The organism is Pseudomonas mandelii, assembly GCF_900106065.1.
GTDB classification, from domain to species: Bacteria; Pseudomonadota; Gammaproteobacteria; order Pseudomonadales; family Pseudomonadaceae; genus Aquipseudomonas; species Aquipseudomonas mandelii.
The window spans coordinates 5001914-5016941 of sequence record NZ_LT629796.1; the positions used below are offsets into that span (position 1 = coordinate 5001914).

Genomic DNA, 15028 nt, shown 5'->3' on the forward strand with positions numbered 1-15028 from the left:
CGGTAAGCCCCCCCAAAATAATACGTGAAAGTATTTACGTGTGTTTACGGGGGTGACGTTCATGTGCCGCATGATCTGCTGGCCGTTAAGGACGAGCTGCTTTCCTTAAGTGGTTTAGTGCTAACTCTAAGATGACCTCGTTGGCTTCCGATTGTAGGTTGCCTGCCGCATCCATAGGCAAGTACGGCCGACCTGGGATGTCGCCCCACAGATGCGGAAAGTTTACCTGCTCCCCACCGAACTGCATCATGGCCGCATGGGGTTTGTTACTGCCAACCAGGGCTGAGCTGTCGGTGGCGTGTGTGGTGATTGAGGCGGCCAGTCCGGCAGCGCTGACTTGTAGGATCTGACCGGGCCAATTGCCGTTTTTTGACCGCCGCTTGGTGGTGGTGTCGGACAGTTCGGTCCATTCTGGACGACCTTCATTTTCAAAGTTTTGTTCGGTTTGGCTGGCGAGTTCGGCGGCGATGCCGCGCATGAGTGGCGCGAGGTCACCGATGGCCCATTCCACTTTGTTTAGGGTTTGTTGTAGGTGGTGATGTTCTAGTTCGATGGTGAACATGGCGGGCCTGCTCGATCTTGGGTGTGTCAGAGAAAATGGGTATGGCTGAGTTTTGGGTCTGCTGCGCAGCCCAACGGGGGCAAGCCCCCTCGCCACAGGTTTTGTGTGGGCTGCTGCGTTCCCTTCAATTTAGCGAGTTTGTCAGCTTGTGTTTTAGGGCCTCGGCCAGGCCAGTGCCGGGGGCGTGATTGAAACGGGTTGCAGCCTCACTCTTAGATGAGGTTAGAGCCAATGTTCAAGGTAACACCCAACCCACCGGACACCGATCCGGTCTCTCCCTACGAACCTGATTCAAAGAAGCTCAACGAAGCCGCCGAGCGGGCACTCGATTTCCACTTCCCGTCGAATGCCGACATCAAAGCCACCCCGCGAATACGCAGCAGCCTGTTTTCCGTGGACCCCGAAGCCACGGCCGAAACGCTGGCGGTGTATCTGGTCGAGACGCTGGCCTCGGTCGATGTGATGGTCCATCAGTTGGTGGATCATCTGGAGGGTGAGTCGCGTTATGCGCTGCTGGGTATTTCCAACAGCATCATGATGGCGGAGATTACGGCGAACCGGGTATTGGATAGGATTGATCTGTCCAAGTAGGTGCGGTTTGTCGGGGTGAGTGGCAACTGATGTTGGGGTGTGCAGCGGTGCCTTTTTTGGGGCCGCTGCGCGACCCAGCGGGAGCAAGCGCCCTCGCCACAGGTGTTTCTCGCCTGTGGGATTTCTGGCTGAAGTACCATGACGTCTTTGTAGTGTTCAGCGACTTCCTTTGCCGAGTTCATCAATCCATGCCTGCGGCACTTTCCCGTTTCACCTCATTACTCGACCAGGCCCGGCGCGCCTTGCTCCTGGTCTGGGGCACTTCTCGCGGGCTGTTTCTCGGCCTCGTGCTGGCGACCCTGATCGCCGGTGTCCTTCCGGCGCTGGCCGCGTGGCTGGGCCAGCGCATCGTTGACGCAGTGGTTTTCGCCATGCAATTGCACGCGCAGCAGGGCAGTGCGCCGTTGTGGCCGGTGGTGCGTTACGTGTTGTTCGAGGCGGGCGTGCTGGCGTTGTTGTCCGGGACGCAGCGGGCGTTGTCGGTTCAGCAGTCGTTGTTGCGGGTGCAGTTGGGGCAGAAGGTCAACACGATGATTCTGGAGAAGGCCCAGACGTTGTCGCTGGTGCAGTTCGAGAATTCCGAGTTTTACGACAAGTTGGTGCGGGTGCGGCGCGAAGCGTCGACCCGGCCTTTGGCGTTGGTGATGAAGTCGCTGGGGCTGGTCCAGAACCTGATCGTGTTGATCAGCTTCGGCGTGTTGCTGGTGCATTTTTCGCCCTGGGCGCTGGTGTTGCTGGTGGTCGGCGCATTGCCGGTGTTTTTCGCCGAGGCGCATTTTTCCGGGGATGCGTTCCGGCTGTTCACGCGGCGGGCGCCGGAAAGTCGGCAGCAGAACTACATCGAGACGCTGCTCTCCCACGAGGGCTACATCAAAGAGGTCAAGCTGTTCGGCTTCGCGCCGCTGCTGTTGAAGCGCTATCGCGAGACGTTTGCTCGCCTGTATGCCGAAGACCGGCGGCTGACGTTGCGCCGCGATGGCTGGGGATTTGTGCTGGGGTTGCTCGGCACGGGGGCGTTTTACCTGGCCTATGCGTGGGTGGTGGTCGATACCGTCCACGGCCAGATCAGCCTCGGGCAGATGACCATGTACCTGGTGCTGTTCAAGCAGGGGCAAACGGCGGTGAGCAACAGTTTGAGCGCCATCAGCGGCCTCTACGAGGATGGGCTTTACCTGTCGAGCCTCTACGAATACCTCGCCGAGCCGGTGGTGGCCGATGCTGGGCATCTCACGGTGGGCGCCGTGCCCGGCGATGGTTTGCGATTCGAGAACGTTGGTTTTCGTTATCCGGGGGCGAGCCGCGCGGCCCTTGAAGGCATCGACTTGCACCTGGTGCCGGGGCACAGCCTGGCGCTGGTGGGGGAGAACGGTTCGGGCAAGACCACGCTGATCAAGTTGCTGGCCCGTCTGTATCGCCCCGATCACGGGCGCATTCTGCTCGACGGCAGCGATTTGCAGGCCTGGGAAGAAGACGCGCTACGCCGGCGCATCGGCGTGATTTTTCAGGATTACATCCGCTATCAGTTTTCCGTCGGCGAGAACATCGGCGTCGGCGACACGCTGGCGTTCAACGATGAGCAACGCTGGAAAGAAGCGGCCACCGAAGGCATGGCCGCGCCGTTCATCGAGGGGCTGGATCGAGGCTACGCCACTCAACTGGGCCGCTGGTTTGCCGGTGGCCAGGAGTTGTCCGGGGGGCAGTGGCAGAAGATTGCCTTGTCCCGCGCTTACATGCGCCGTAACGCCGACATCCTGATTCTGGACGAGCCGACCTCGGCACTCGACCCGGCAGCGGAAGCGGCGGTGTTCGAGCATTTCAGCCAGCACACCGAAGGCCGCATGACGCTGCTGATCTCGCACCGATTTTCCAGCGTGCGCAACGCCGACCACATCATCGTGCTGGATCAGGGGGCGATCCTTGAGCGTGGCGATCACGGCAGTCTGGTGGAGGCGGGCGGGCGTTATGCGCAGTTGTTCAACCTGCAAGCCCAGGGTTACCGCTAGGCCCGGCGATCTGCGGTGGTTTTGCTTTCATCAGGCCTTCGAGTGCCTGGCGGTATTGGCTGCCACCCCGGCTCATGCTGTTGTTGTGCGTGCCGCCGGGGATCAACAGCAGACGCTTGGGTTCGCTGGCGGCGTTGAACAGCTGCTGGCTGAACCGCGAGGGCATGAACGGGTCGGCCAGGCCATGCACCACCAGGAGCGGCATGTCGATGTCGACGATCTTGTCGATGGAATCGAATTTCTGCGACAGCAGCCAGCGCACCGGCAACCATTTCACCGGCAGGTTGCTGTCGGCCACCTGCGCCACGGCATCGCCTAGCGAGGTGAACGTGGACTCGATCACCAGACCGCGCACCGGTATCGGGTTGCGTTTTTTTTTCGCCTGCGCCGCCAGGTCTGCCGCGAGGTCGATGGCCACCGCGCCGCCCAGTGAATGGCCATAGATCAGGCGCTTGTTGGCGTCCGGTTGCATCGTCTTGAAGCGCTCCCAGGCGACGCGGGCGTCCTCGTAGACACTGGCTTCCGACGGCAGGTCCCCCTTGCTCTGGCCGAAGCCGCGGTAGTCGATGGCCAGCACCGAATAACCCATCGCCCGCAACTGCTCGATGCGGAACGCCTGGCCCGTCAGGTTCCAGCGCACGCCATGCAAATACAGGATCGACGGTGCATCGCGACGCGCGGCCGGCCACCACCAGGCATGCAGGTTTTGCCCGGCCTTGAAGCTGGCAGGCTTGATATCGAATTCCTGGACGTCTGTTGGCAAACCGCGATACCAGCCGGCGGTGCCCGGCTCGATGCGGAACAACAGCTCACGCTCTTTGTATTTAAGTGCGCCGCACCCGACGGGCAAGCCGACGACCAGCGTGGCCATGCACAGCCAGGGCAACCAGCGGCGGCTTATGCGGCTCTTCAGGTTTGAAAACATGCAGGCGGCCTGAGGGTGAAAAGGAAAGTTCGGGTTTTAACAGATGCGTGGGGGAGGTGGGGATAAATTCGACAGTCGTATCAAGGGCCCGGATCAGTCGGTGATGCGTAGGGCCCCATCGCGAGCAGGCTCACTCCTACAGGGGAACGCATTCCAATGTGTAAGCGAGCCTGCTCGCGATGACGTCCCTTCTGCCCACGCATCTCGCAAAGCCATTCGTCTTTGCCTCAAACCACGCTCAACAAAAAGATTGAATAATCACACAAAATGTTATTTAAATAACAAAACAACAACGTCCAGCATCAGTCTGGCAAGCCGGATCAAGGTGGGATAGCAATGAGCAAGATCGCAGTCATCGGCAGCAATATGGTGGATCTGATCACCTACATCGACCGCATGCCGGCCCAGGGTGAGACGCTCGAAGCGCCGGGGTTTGCCCTCGGGTGCGGCGGCAAGGGCGCCAATCAGGCGGTTGCCGCGGCGAAGCTCGGGGCGGATGTGCTGATGCTCACCAAGGTCGGCGATGACATGTTTGCCGACAACACCCTGGCCAATTTCCAGCGTTTTGGTATCGACACCCGTTACGTGCAACGCGTGCCCGGCGTGTCCAGCGGTGTGGCGCCGATCTTCGTCCAGGCCGACTCGCACAACAGCATCCTCATCGTCAAAGGCGCCAACGCGCACCTGGTTCCGGCGGATATCGACGCGGCGGCCCAGGCGTTGCGCGAGTGCTCGCTGATCGTTCTGCAGCTGGAAATCAATGTCGACACCGCTTACCACGCCATCGAATTCGGCCGCGCGCACAACATTCCAGTCTTGCTCAACCCGGCGCCAGCGTTGTCCGGCCTGAGCCGTGAGCATTTGGCGCACCTGGATTTCCTGGTGCCCAACGAATCCGAGCTGGCGCTGATCACCGGCCAGGTCGTGGACTCCCCGGCGTCGGCCCATAAAGCCGCCCAGACCTTGGTCGCCGACGGCATTCGCCACGTCATCGTGACCCTCGGCCAGCAAGGCGCGCTGTACGTCGGCGAGGAAGGCGAGTTCCAGATTCCCGGCCTGTCGGTTGCCGCGCGCGACACCACCGGCGCAGGGGATGCCTTCATCGGTTGCTTCATTCATCACTGGAGCCGCGACCGCGACATCCGCGCCGCCATGACCCAGGCCGTGGCGTATTCCGCCTGCTCGGTCACCGGCCTGGGCACCCAGACCTCCTACCCGGACGCCACTGCATTCGCTGAATTCCAGCGCCAGCTCGGCGCTTGAAATCGAGCTGATTCACCCCTCACCACTCACCACGGAGAACAACAATGACAAAGCCTCCGCTCCAACAGACGGCCGATGGTTTCTACCTGAACCGCACGCCCTGGTTCGCCTTCATTTTGCTGTGCAGCATCTTCGCGCTGTGGGCGGCCGCCGCGAGCATGAACGACGTGCTCATCGCGCATTTCAAGAAGGCCTTTCTGCTCAGCGATTTCCAGACCGCGTTCGTGCAATCGGCGTTTTACCTGGGCTATTTCTTCGTGGCGATTCCGGCCGCGCTGGTGGTCCGCCGTTTCAGTTACAAGACCACCATCCTCATCGGCTTGATGCTCTACATGTTCGGTTGCCTGCTGTTCTTCCCGGCAGCGTCGACCGCCAAGTACGGCATGTTCCTGCTGGCGCTGTTTGTGATCGCGGCGGGGCTGTCGTTTCTGGAAACCGCGTGCAACACCTATTCGACGCTGATGGGCCCGCGTGAAACCGGCACCCGTCGCCTGAATATCTCCCAGACCTTCCATCCGTTCGGCGCGATGGCCGGGGTCTACGTCGGCAGCTTCGTGATGTTCAAGGACACCGACGCCACCCGCGAGCAGCTCACGCAAATGAGCGCTTCGGACGCGGCGGTCCAGCAACTGCAAATGATCCAGTCCACCTTGCTGCCGTACAAATGGATGATCGCGGTGCTGGTGCTGATGTTCATCCTGATCGCCATCACCCGGTTTCCGAAGTGCAAGGGCAATCAGGTGGCCAGCAAGAAATCCGCCAGTCTCGGCCAGAGCCTGTCGCGACTGTGGCGCAACAAGCGCTTCACCTTTGGCGTGCTGGCGCAGTTTCTGTATGTCGGCGCCCAGGTCGGTGTCTGGAGTTTCACCATTCGCCTGGCGATGCAGTTGGGCGGCATGAACGAACGCAGCGCGTCGTGGTTTTTGCTGACCACCTTCGCCGCCTATTTTGTCGGCAAGCTGATCGCCAACGTGCTGATGCGCAAACTGCACCCGGCCAAGGTGTTGGCGGTGTATGGCGTGCTGTGCATTGTGTTGCTGGCGTATACGATCCTGGTGCCGAACATCACGGCGGTGTACGCCGCCGTTGGCGTCAGCGTATTCCTCGGTCCCTGCTGGCCGACCATCTACGGCTTGACCATTGACGGCCTGGGCGAAGACACCGGCGTCGGCGGTTCGCTGCTGGTGATGAGCATTGTCGGTGGCGGGGTGATCCCGATCTTCCAGGGTCTGCTGTCCGATTACAGCGGCGGCAACATGCAACTGGCGTACAGCGTGCCGTTGCTGTGTTTCATCGTGATCGTGATGTACGCGGTGCGTTGCCTGCGTCATTCCGACAGCGAACGGAGGCCAGTGGGTGCGGTGGTGACTTCATGAACACACGGATCAACCTGCAGCCGTCGCAGTTCGGCGAGGCGCGCAAAACTTTGCTGGAGTCGGAGGCGTTCACGGTCAGTTCCTCGGTTTACCCCAGTGGTGTTCTGGCGCTGGAGTTGGCCAACAGTCGCGGCCGTCTGGTGGTGTTGCCGTATCTGGGGCAGATGATCTGGTCCGCCGTGTTCGACGGTTGCGACCTGACCATGAGCAACCTGTTCAGCCAGCCCCGGCCGAGCCCGACGGTGATCGGCACTTACGGCTGTTTCATGTTTCACAGTGGCCTGTTGCGCAACGGTTGCCCGAGCCCCGAGGACGATCATCCGCTGCACGGCGAAATGCCTTGCGCGGCGATGGATCGTGCCTGGCTGGAGGTCGGTGAAGACAGCGCTGGCGGTTTCCTGCGACTCGGCGGCGAGTATGAATATGCGCAAGGGTTTGGAGACCGATACCTGGCCACGCCCAGCGTGACGTTGCGCGCTGATTCCGGGCTGTTCGACATCGCCATGCAGGTGACCAATCTGGCGGGCAAGCCGATGGACCTGATGTACATGGCGCACATGAATTACGCCTATGTCGACGGCGCCCGCTTCATCGAGCCCTTGGGTGTCGAGCGCGTGCGCTTGCGCAGCAGCGTGCCGGCCCACGTCAAACCGACGCCGGCCTGGACTGAATACATGCAGGTGCTGGCCAAAGACCCGGAGCAGTTCACCTGCCTGGATCAGCCGAGGCTCTACGACCCTGAGATCGTGTTTTTCTTCGACGGCGTGCGGGCGGACGACAGCGGTCATGCGCATTTTCTGCTGAGCCATCCCGACGGTGCGGCGTTCTACACCCGCTACCGTCCAGACCAATTCGACCACGCCGCGCGCTGGATCCTGCACAACCCCGATCAGCAAGTGGCAGCGTTTGTGCTGCCGTCCACTTGCGAGCCGGAAGGCTATCGCGCCGAGTCCGCCAAGGGCCATGTGCGTTCGCTGGCGGCAGGGGCGACGGCGGATTTTTGCGTCACCACCGGTTACCTGAGTGCAGCGGAACAACAGGCCTTGATCAGATGATCAACTGCGCGCCGCTGGCGGTGATGGCGTCGCGGTAGGCCTTGGGGATTTTCTTGTCGCTGACCACGAACTGGAAATCCCCGAGGTTGGCGAAATGCGCGGTACGTACCGTGTCGAACTTGCTGTGGTCAGCCAGCAGCAGCCGCTGTTGCGCCTGGCGCAGGACCTTCTGCTTGACCTCCACTTCATTGAAATTGAAGCAGGTCACGCCGAAGTCCTGGCTGATGCCGGCGGCGGAAACGAAGGCCCAGGTCAGGCGCACGCTGTCGAGGATGCCGGTTTCGCGGGTGTTCTCGAACACCTGGTTCTTGCGATGGAACGTGCCGCCGCACACCACGATGTGGCAGTTGGGTTTTTGCGACAGTTTGGTCAGCACGTTCAGGGAGTTGCACACCGCGGTGAACTCGAGCTCGTCGGGAATGAAATCGATCACGAAAGGCGTGGTGGTGCCGCAGTCGAAGAACACCGTGTCGCCCGGCTGGATAAACCCGGCGGCGAGTTTGCCGATACGGCGTTTTTCTTCGACGTGGCGGGTGTCCTGCTCGGCCACGCGGTAATCGCCGGGCTCGTTGCCATCGTGGATTCTGGTGATGTAGCCACCGAGCAGGCGCAGGTGGTCGGTGTATTTGTTGAGGTCGCGGCGCAGGGTCATCTCGGACACGTCCAGCAATGCCGCCATCTCGCGCAGATGAATGGCGCTCTGGTCTTGCAGGGCTTGTTGAATCAGCTTGAGACGCTCGGCTTTTTTACTGTCCACAGGCATTCCGGGGTTGATTGTTGATGTTATTTAAGTAACATTATTTGTGAGTTTTGTAACGTTTTTGCGCGAATCACCCTCGATTGTGGCGCAGGGGCATTTGAATATACAAACAGGAGTTTTTGCGATGGCACACCTCGAACCCCAAGCGCTGGCGCAGTACATCGATCATACCTTGCTGGCGCCTGATGCTTCCCGCGAGCAAATCGCTGCGTTGTGCCGCGAAGCTGCCGAACACGGCTTCTATTCGGTGTGCGTGAATTCGGGTCAAGTCCCTCATGCGGCTCAGTGCCTTGAAGGGCAGCGCGTGAATATCTGCGCGGTGGTCGGCTTCCCGCTGGGCGCCGGCCTGAGCGACACCAAGGCCTTCGAAGCCGAGCGGGCGATTGCCGCCGGGGCCGGGGAAGTCGACATGGTGTTGAACATAGGCTGGTTAAAGGACGGCTTGTTTGATCAGGTGCGCGACGACATCGCCCAGGTGTTGCAGGCGTGCGGCCAGGTGCCGCTGAAAGTCATCCTGGAAAACTGCCTGCTCACCGATGCCGAAAAGGTGAAGGCTTGCGAGATTTGTCGTGAACTGAAGGTCGCGTTCGTCAAGACTTCGACCGGTTTCAGCCGCAGCGGCGCCACCGTGGAAGACGTTGCGCTGATGCGTCGCACCGTCGGCCCCGACATCGGCGTCAAGGCCTCTGGTGGCGTGCGCGATTACCCGACCGCCCTGGCGATGATCGAAGCCGGCGCTACGCGACTGGGCACCAGCTCGGGCATCGCGATCATCGGCGGCGCATTGGCGGCTGGCGAGGGTTACTGATCAGTCCACCTGCAACACAATCTTGCCAATGTGATCGCCGGCTTCCATCCGTGCATGGGCCTGCGCGGCCTCGGTGTACGGGTAAACCTTGTCGATCATCGGCAGGCAACGCCCGGCAGCCAGTACCGGCCACACGTACTCGCGCAGCTGTTCGGCGATCGAGGCTTTTTCTTCACGGGTGCGCGAGCGCATCAGCGAGCCGGTGATCGTCGCGCGTTTGCCCATGATCGCCATCAGGTCGACATCGTTGGCGCGGGCGCCGCCGAGGAAGCCGAGCATCACCAGGCGACCCTCCATGCCCAGTGCCGCGATGTTCTGATTCAGGTACGAGCCGCCCATGATGTCGAGGATCACGTTGACGCCTTTGCCGGCGGTTTTTTCCGCGATGACCTGGACGAAATCCTGGTCACGGTAGTTGATCGCCTCGGCGCCCAGCTTGCGGATCGCCGCACACTTTTCCTCACTGCCCGCCGTGGCGAACGCCTTGACGCCGAATTCGCGACAGAGCATCAGCGCCGTGGTGCCGATGCCGCTGGTGCCGCCGTGAATCAACGCGCGCTGGCCTTTGCTGGCGCCGCCCATGTCGAACAGGTTGGCCCACACCGTGAAGAAGGTTTCCGGGACGGCCGCTGCGTGCACCCAATCCATGCCCTCAGGGATCGGCAGCGTCTGGCTGGCCGGTGCAACGCAATATTGCGCATAGCCACCGCCATTGGTCAGCGCACAGACGTTGTCGCCGACGATGAATTCGCTGACGCCGGTGCCGACGGCCACCACTTCACCGGCCACTTCCAGCCCGGGAATCGGGCTCATGCCGGGTTTCATCGGGTACTTGCCAGCGCGTTGAATCACATCGGGACGGTTGACCCCGGCGGCGTGCACACGGATCAGCACTTCGCCTGCGCCGACCGTGGGCACCGGTTCCTGGCGCGGCTTCAACACCTCGGGGCCGCCGGGCTCGGTGATTTCAATCAGGGTCATGGTGTGGGGCAAAGTCATGTTGGAGTCCTGTGGAGAAAGTCGTCTGTAAATGGGATCGCATCAGTGAACCAATAATTCAGTCCAAACCACCGACCCCCTGTAGGAGCGAGCCTGCTCGCGATAGCGGTATATCAGTCACATTGCTGCAGGATCTGCCTACGTCTTCGCGAGCAGGCTCACTCCTACAGTGGGTCTGTTCAGCAAACGCATGGCCTGTTCCAGCAACAGTGCAATCACAATCGCGCCCGCCGCAATCACAAACAACAACCCATGCTGCCCGCCGCTGGCATTGAACAGCGCCGAATACGCAAACCCGGCAATCGCCTGGAAGGTGGCGAATGAAACCGTCGCACGGCTCCAGGCAATCTGCTGCTGGTGATGGTTCGGCAGCAGTTCATGCACCCGCGCCAGCGCCAGTGGAACGATGCCCGGCGGGAACGAACCGAGGATCACGGCCAGCACGGCCAGCGCCGTAAACGAACTGGAAATCGACAGCAGGCCAACGGCAATCGCCTGCACCACCAGCACCAGGCGGATGCTCAGCTTTGCGCCCAGTTGATCGGCCAGAAAACCGTAACTCACCGGCCCGATGATCGCGCCCAGTCCGTACATCACCCAGATCAGCGCGCCGATGTGCGGGCCGGCGCCGAGGCCGCGGGCCACGTAATCCACCAAAAACACCATGGCCGGCACCAGCCCGGCGGCCATGAAGGCGTATTGAGCGAACAGCAGGTACACCCCCGGGGCGGTTGGTGTGGTGGTTTTCTCGATCGACACCGCAGCGGCTTGATGATGCGCCTCTTTCGGCCAACCGAACCAACTCGTGGCAGTCAGAAACAGTGACAGCAGCCCCAGGCCAAACCAGGTTTGCTGCAAGCCAAGGCTCAGCAGCGGCGGCACAATCGTCCCCGAGCCGGCGATGCCCAGGCCGATGCCGAGGAAAATCGCACCGCTGGCCAGACCTCGGCGGGACGCCGGCACATGGGGCAATACCGTCGCGGCCACCAACACCATGATTGCGCCACCGGCAACCCCCGACAGCAATCGCCAGCCGAAGAACCAGCTCACCGACAATGGAAAACCGCAGGCGAAAAACGACAAGGTCACGGCCAGCATCATCAGGCGTAACGCGGTTTTGTTCGACGTGCGGTTGGCCACTGGCCGGCCGATCAGCGCACCGATCAGGTAACCCACGAGGTTGGCGGCGCCGAGGTACACCACGTCGCTGGCGGAAAACCAGTGCGCCTGGATCAATGAGGGAATCAGCGGCGTGTAGGCAAACCGCGCCAGGCCGATGCTCACCAGGCTGGCGCTGAGGCCGGCGAAGATCGGCAGCCAGATCGCGCTGCGCGGGGTAGTCGATGTGCTGTGCATGGGAAGGTCCTGAGAAAGTTTTACGCTGGCCTTCAGGCTATCCCGATCGGTTGATGTAATAACGCAGCGAGTTTGCGCTATGGTGATGCAAATTTGCTTCAGTGGGGGAGCCGTATGAATTGGGATGACGCACGGGTGTTTCTGGCGGTGTGCCGAGAGTCGACGCTGCGGGGCGCGGCGCGGGTGCTGGGGGTCGATCAGGCCACGGTCGGTCGACGGATCACGGCGCTGGAGAAGTCGCTGAGTGCGACGCTGTTTCTGCGCACCTCTGAAGGCTATGCGCTGACAGCGGTGGGGGAGGCGGCGTTGACGGCCGTGGAAAAAATGGAGCATTCGGCACTGGAACTGGAGCGTCGGATTCAGGGGCTCGACGATCGACTGACCGGGCTGGTGCGGGTCAGCACCACCGATTCCCTGGCCATCGATTTTCTGATCCCGGCCATTGCCCACTTACATGAACAGCACCCCGACGTGCGCGTGCAACTGGACGCCTCCACGCAGATTCTCAGCTTGGCCAAACGTGAAGCCGACATCGCCGTGCGCAACACCCGGCCGGACAACCCGGACCTGATAGCCCGTCGCATCGCACGCTGGCCGGTGGGTTTGTTTGCTTCTCAGCATTACGTAGATGCCCATGGCGTGCCAACGCCGGGCTCGGCGTTCGAAGGGCACGACCTGGTGGTGTATCAGCCGTACCTGCAAGGCAATAAAGACATGACCCTGGTCTCCGAACCGCTGGGGCGCGGGCGGATTGTGGCGAGTCTGAGTTCCAGTCTGCTGGTGCGCCGATCCATCGCGGCGGGGCTCGGGGTCGGGGAAATTCCGGTGTACATGGGGGAGAGGGACGGGCTGGTCAGGTTATGGCCGGAGCGCACGCGACCGGTGCCCTTTGACGTCTGGCTGGTGACCCACGCGGACCTGCGGCACACGGCCAGGGTCCGGGCGGTCATCGATGAAATTGTCGCGGTGTTTTCCGGTACCGGCGAGTAAGTTGTCGCTAATCGAAGGACTCACACAACCCTTGTGGCGAGGGAGCTTGCTCCCGCTGGGCTGCGGAGCGGCCCCCTATCTATCTAAAGAGAAGGGGACTGCTTCGCAGTCCAACGGGAGCAAGTTCCCTCGCCACAGATGATGTGATTGGCTGGTAAAAGCCTGGGGACACAGAAGCCCCCAGGTCAGTCACGGTCATGGCATTTCCGGCAGTTCTTGCGGGCGCAGGTCAAACACCAGCACTTCGGCATCCACACCGTTGCTCAACGCCAGCACCTGCTCATCACGAACCCGCACGCCATCACCTTCTTGCAGCTGCACGCCATTGAGTTCGACGCTGCCACGGGCCACGTGCACATAGGCGTAGCGGTTGGCGGCCAGTTCCAGTGTGGCGCTTTCCTTGCCGTCGATCAGCGCGGCATACACCCGTGCGTCCTGACGCACCTTCAGCGAACCCTTGGCCCCGTCGGGGGAGATGATCAGTTGCAGGCGCCCACGTTTTTTCTGGGTGCTGAAGTGCTCTTGCTGATAACGCGGTTTGGCGCCGCTGACGTCCGGCACGATCCAGATTTGCAGAAAGTGCACCGGCCGCGTGGCCGAGTGGTTGTACTCGCTGTGGGCCACACCGCTGCCGGCGCTCATCAATTGCACATCGCCAGGACGGATCACCGAACCGGTGCCCAGGGTGTCCTTGTGTTCCAAAGCACCTTCGAGCACGTAGGAGAAAATCTCCATGTCGCGGTGCGGGTGCTGGCCGAAGCCTTTACCGGCCGCCACACGGTCATCGTTGATCACCAACAGGTCAGAAAAACCCTGCTCTTTCGGGTTGCGGTAATTGGCGAAGGAAAAGGTGTGGAACGACTTCAACCAACCATGATTGGCGGCGCCGCGATCCGAGGCTTTGCGAAGGGTCAGCATGATGAAATCTCCTGTGGGGACGTTGATTCGTCCGAGTGAGGAGAAGGTTAATGGTTACTGGCTGGTGCAATAAGTAGATGGAAATTGAAATACTGTCGCTTTGTGGTTGACAGTAATGAACGGGCATTCAGGCATTTTCCTCCGACGCTGGCGCCGGACATTAGCCATAATGCACAGCAATGCCTGGCAAGAACCCTGTAGGAGCGAGGCTTGCCCGCGAAAGCGTCATTACATTCAATATTTATGCTGACTGACACACCGCTATCGCGAGCAGGCTCACTCCTACAGGGGATTGGTGTTTGTTAGAGGGACCTTCTTTTGACTTCAGTGACTGTGAACCCATGAAAACCGTGGCTATGGTGTTGTTTCCGGACTTTCTGCTGCTCGACATGGCCGGGCCCATGGAAGTGTTTTCCATCGCCAATCGATACCTGGCAGCAGATGACCGTTATGAACTGGCGACCATCGGCACCGAGCATGGCGCGCTGCGGGCCTCCAACGGCGTCAGCGTGCAGGCCGATCTGCACATCGATCAGGCCGATCAAGCCTATGACCTGCTGCTGGTGCCGGGCGGCCCGGGCGCGTACAACGAAAAACATCCGCCGTTGCTGTGTTGGCTCAAAGCCGCTGTCGATCGCGCCGGGCGCTACGGCTCGATCTGCACCGGCGCGTTCGTGTTGGGGCATGCCGGTTTGCTGGACGGTTATCGCGTCACCACCCACTGGCATTACACCGAACGGCTGATCAAAGGGTTCCCCAAGGCGACGGTGGAGACCGATCAGATTTACGTGCAGGACCGCAACCTCATCACCTCCGGCGGCGTCACTGCCGGTATTGACCTGGCACTGGCGGTGGTCGCCAAAGACCACGGCAAGAAAGTCGCCCAGGACGTGGCCAAGGTGTTGCTGGTGGTGATGAAACGCCAGGGCGGGCAAGCGCAATTCAGTCCGTTGATGGCCACTGTCGCGCCGCAGGAAACGCCGATCACCCGCGTGCAGAATCACGTGCTCGAACACCTCGACGAAGCCTTCAGCATCGAACGCATGGCCGGCCTGGCGAACATGAGCACGCGGCACTTCGCCCGGATGTTTGCCCGGGACGTGAACATGACGCCCATGGAGTTTCTGCAAAGCGCGCGCATCGATTGCGCCAGGAATCTGCTGGAAACCAGCGATCTGCCACTCAAGACCGTGGCCTTCAAAAGTGGCTTTGGCAGCGTGCGTCATATGCGCTTCCTGTTCGCTGAAAAGCTCGGTCTGACCCCGACGCAATACCGCGAACAGTTCAGCTAGAGCGTTCTTGGCCGTTGTGCGCACCGCAATGGCCGTGACGCTCCCCCCATGGCAGTTGTACCGTCACCGAGGCCTGCCAAGATAGCCGTGAACTCTTTGCAATGGAGGTGCGGGAGCCTGGAAGGTGGGT

The 15028-nt window shown here is 61.1% G+C and carries 14 protein-coding genes; 8 read left to right on the forward strand and 6 right to left on the reverse strand.

Annotation, left to right across the window (positions count from 1 at the left end; all coding sequences use genetic code 11):
* Positions 1-85: 85 nt before the first annotated feature.
* Positions 86-562 (reverse strand): phage virion morphogenesis protein, encoded by a 477-nt coding sequence (locus BLU63_RS23310; protein WP_083376353.1) that lies wholly within the window; start codon positions 560-562, stop codon positions 86-88.
* Between the two features lie 231 nt (positions 563-793).
* Here BLU63_RS23310 and BLU63_RS23315 point away from each other — a divergent pair, with 231 nt between their 5' ends.
* Complete coding sequence (locus BLU63_RS23315) at positions 794-1153, forward strand: DUF6124 family protein (RefSeq protein ID WP_083376354.1); 360 nt, start codon at positions 794-796, stop codon at positions 1151-1153.
* A 188-nt stretch (positions 1154-1341) separates the two neighbouring features.
* Positions 1342-3156 carry an ABC transporter ATP-binding protein gene (locus BLU63_RS23320; RefSeq protein WP_083376355.1) on the forward strand — a complete coding sequence of 605 codons (1815 nt, stop codon included), beginning with the start codon at positions 1342-1344 and terminating at the stop codon, positions 3154-3156.
* Here BLU63_RS23320 and BLU63_RS23325 read toward each other — a convergent pair.
* On the reverse strand, positions 3128-4081 hold the full coding sequence (locus tag BLU63_RS23325; RefSeq protein ID WP_083376356.1) for an alpha/beta hydrolase: 954 nt from the start codon (positions 4079-4081) through the stop codon (positions 3128-3130). The two genes, BLU63_RS23320 and BLU63_RS23325, sit on opposite strands and share 29 nt — an antisense overlap.
* Before the next feature lie 336 nt (positions 4082-4417).
* Between BLU63_RS23325 and rbsK the strand changes: the two genes are divergently transcribed.
* Genes rbsK through BLU63_RS23340 form a run of 3 tightly spaced genes read left to right on the forward strand, consistent with a single transcriptional unit; the run spans position 4418 to position 7775 of the window.
* Complete coding sequence (gene rbsK, locus BLU63_RS23330; RefSeq protein ID WP_083376357.1) at positions 4418-5344, forward strand: ribokinase; 927 nt, start codon at positions 4418-4420, stop codon at positions 5342-5344.
* 44 nt (positions 5345-5388) lie between these two features.
* Positions 5389-6720, forward strand: coding sequence for an L-fucose:H+ symporter permease (gene fucP / locus BLU63_RS23335; protein ID WP_010455761.1), 1332 nt, complete (start codon positions 5389-5391; stop codon positions 6718-6720).
* Positions 6717-7775, forward strand: a complete 1059-nt coding sequence (locus BLU63_RS23340) for an aldose 1-epimerase family protein (protein WP_083376358.1) — start codon at positions 6717-6719, stop codon at positions 7773-7775. Before fucP ends, BLU63_RS23340 begins: the two co-directional genes overlap by 4 nt.
* Here BLU63_RS23340 and deoR read toward each other — a convergent pair.
* A complete protein-coding gene (gene deoR, locus BLU63_RS23345) occupies positions 7768-8532 on the reverse strand; it encodes a DNA-binding transcriptional repressor DeoR (protein ID WP_083376359.1) in 765 nt (254 codons plus the stop codon). The genes BLU63_RS23340 and deoR overlap by 8 nt on opposite strands.
* Before the next feature lie 127 nt (positions 8533-8659).
* Between deoR and deoC the strand changes: the two genes are divergently transcribed.
* Positions 8660-9343 (forward strand): deoxyribose-phosphate aldolase, encoded by a 684-nt coding sequence (deoC, locus tag BLU63_RS23350; protein ID WP_077748138.1) that lies wholly within the window; start codon positions 8660-8662, stop codon positions 9341-9343.
* Here the strand turns inward: deoC and BLU63_RS23355 are convergent, their stop codons facing one another.
* The gene (locus BLU63_RS23355) at positions 9344-10342 is read right to left on the reverse strand and encodes an NAD(P)H-quinone oxidoreductase (RefSeq protein WP_083376360.1); all 999 of its coding nucleotides are present in this window, start codon (positions 10340-10342) and stop codon (positions 9344-9346) included.
* A gap of 138 nt (positions 10343-10480) precedes the next feature.
* Positions 10481-11698: a YbfB/YjiJ family MFS transporter gene (locus BLU63_RS23360; RefSeq protein ID WP_083376361.1), complete on the reverse strand. Its 1218-nt coding sequence runs from the start codon at positions 11696-11698 to the stop codon at positions 10481-10483.
* 114 nt (positions 11699-11812) lie between these two features.
* Here BLU63_RS23360 and BLU63_RS23365 point away from each other — a divergent pair, with 114 nt between their 5' ends.
* The gene (locus BLU63_RS23365; protein WP_083376362.1) at positions 11813-12688 is read left to right on the forward strand and encodes a LysR family transcriptional regulator; all 876 of its coding nucleotides are present in this window, start codon (positions 11813-11815) and stop codon (positions 12686-12688) included.
* Positions 12689-12883: 195 nt separating this feature from the next.
* Here the strand turns inward: BLU63_RS23365 and BLU63_RS23370 are convergent, their stop codons facing one another.
* Entirely contained in the window at positions 12884-13606 is a 723-nt protein-coding gene (locus BLU63_RS23370; protein ID WP_010455748.1) for a pirin family protein, read from the reverse strand.
* A gap of 341 nt (positions 13607-13947) precedes the next feature.
* Here BLU63_RS23370 and BLU63_RS23375 point away from each other — a divergent pair, with 341 nt between their 5' ends.
* Entirely contained in the window at positions 13948-14898 is a 951-nt protein-coding gene (locus BLU63_RS23375; protein WP_042932737.1) for a GlxA family transcriptional regulator, read from the forward strand.
* Positions 14899-15028 lie beyond the last annotated feature (130 nt).

Bases quoted from the DNA above. Each gene is read 5' to 3' on its own strand.
- fucP (WP_010455761.1), top strand. From the start codon at position 5,389: ATGACAAAGCCTCCGCTCCAACAGACGGCCGATGGTTTCTACCTGAAC.
- BLU63_RS23310 (WP_083376353.1), bottom strand. From the start codon at position 562: ATGTTCACCATCGAACTAGAACATCACCACCTACAACAAACCCTAAAC.
- BLU63_RS23370 (WP_010455748.1), bottom strand. From the start codon at position 13,606: ATGCTGACCCTTCGCAAAGCCTCGGATCGCGGCGCCGCCAATCATGGT.
- BLU63_RS23325 (WP_083376356.1), bottom strand. From the start codon at position 4,081: ATGTTTTCAAACCTGAAGAGCCGCATAAGCCGCCGCTGGTTGCCCTGG.
- BLU63_RS23315 (WP_083376354.1), top strand. From the start codon at position 794: ATGTTCAAGGTAACACCCAACCCACCGGACACCGATCCGGTCTCTCCC.
- BLU63_RS23340 (WP_083376358.1), top strand. From the start codon at position 6,717: ATGAACACACGGATCAACCTGCAGCCGTCGCAGTTCGGCGAGGCGCGC.
- BLU63_RS23365 (WP_083376362.1), top strand. From the start codon at position 11,813: ATGAATTGGGATGACGCACGGGTGTTTCTGGCGGTGTGCCGAGAGTCG.
- BLU63_RS23375 (WP_042932737.1), top strand. From the start codon at position 13,948: ATGAAAACCGTGGCTATGGTGTTGTTTCCGGACTTTCTGCTGCTCGAC.
- deoC (WP_077748138.1), top strand. From the start codon at position 8,660: ATGGCACACCTCGAACCCCAAGCGCTGGCGCAGTACATCGATCATACC.
- BLU63_RS23360 (WP_083376361.1), bottom strand. From the start codon at position 11,698: ATGCACAGCACATCGACTACCCCGCGCAGCGCGATCTGGCTGCCGATC.
- BLU63_RS23355 (WP_083376360.1), bottom strand. From the start codon at position 10,342: ATGACTTTGCCCCACACCATGACCCTGATTGAAATCACCGAGCCCGGC.
- BLU63_RS23320 (WP_083376355.1), top strand. From the start codon at position 1,342: ATGCCTGCGGCACTTTCCCGTTTCACCTCATTACTCGACCAGGCCCGG.
- rbsK (WP_083376357.1), top strand. From the start codon at position 4,418: ATGAGCAAGATCGCAGTCATCGGCAGCAATATGGTGGATCTGATCACC.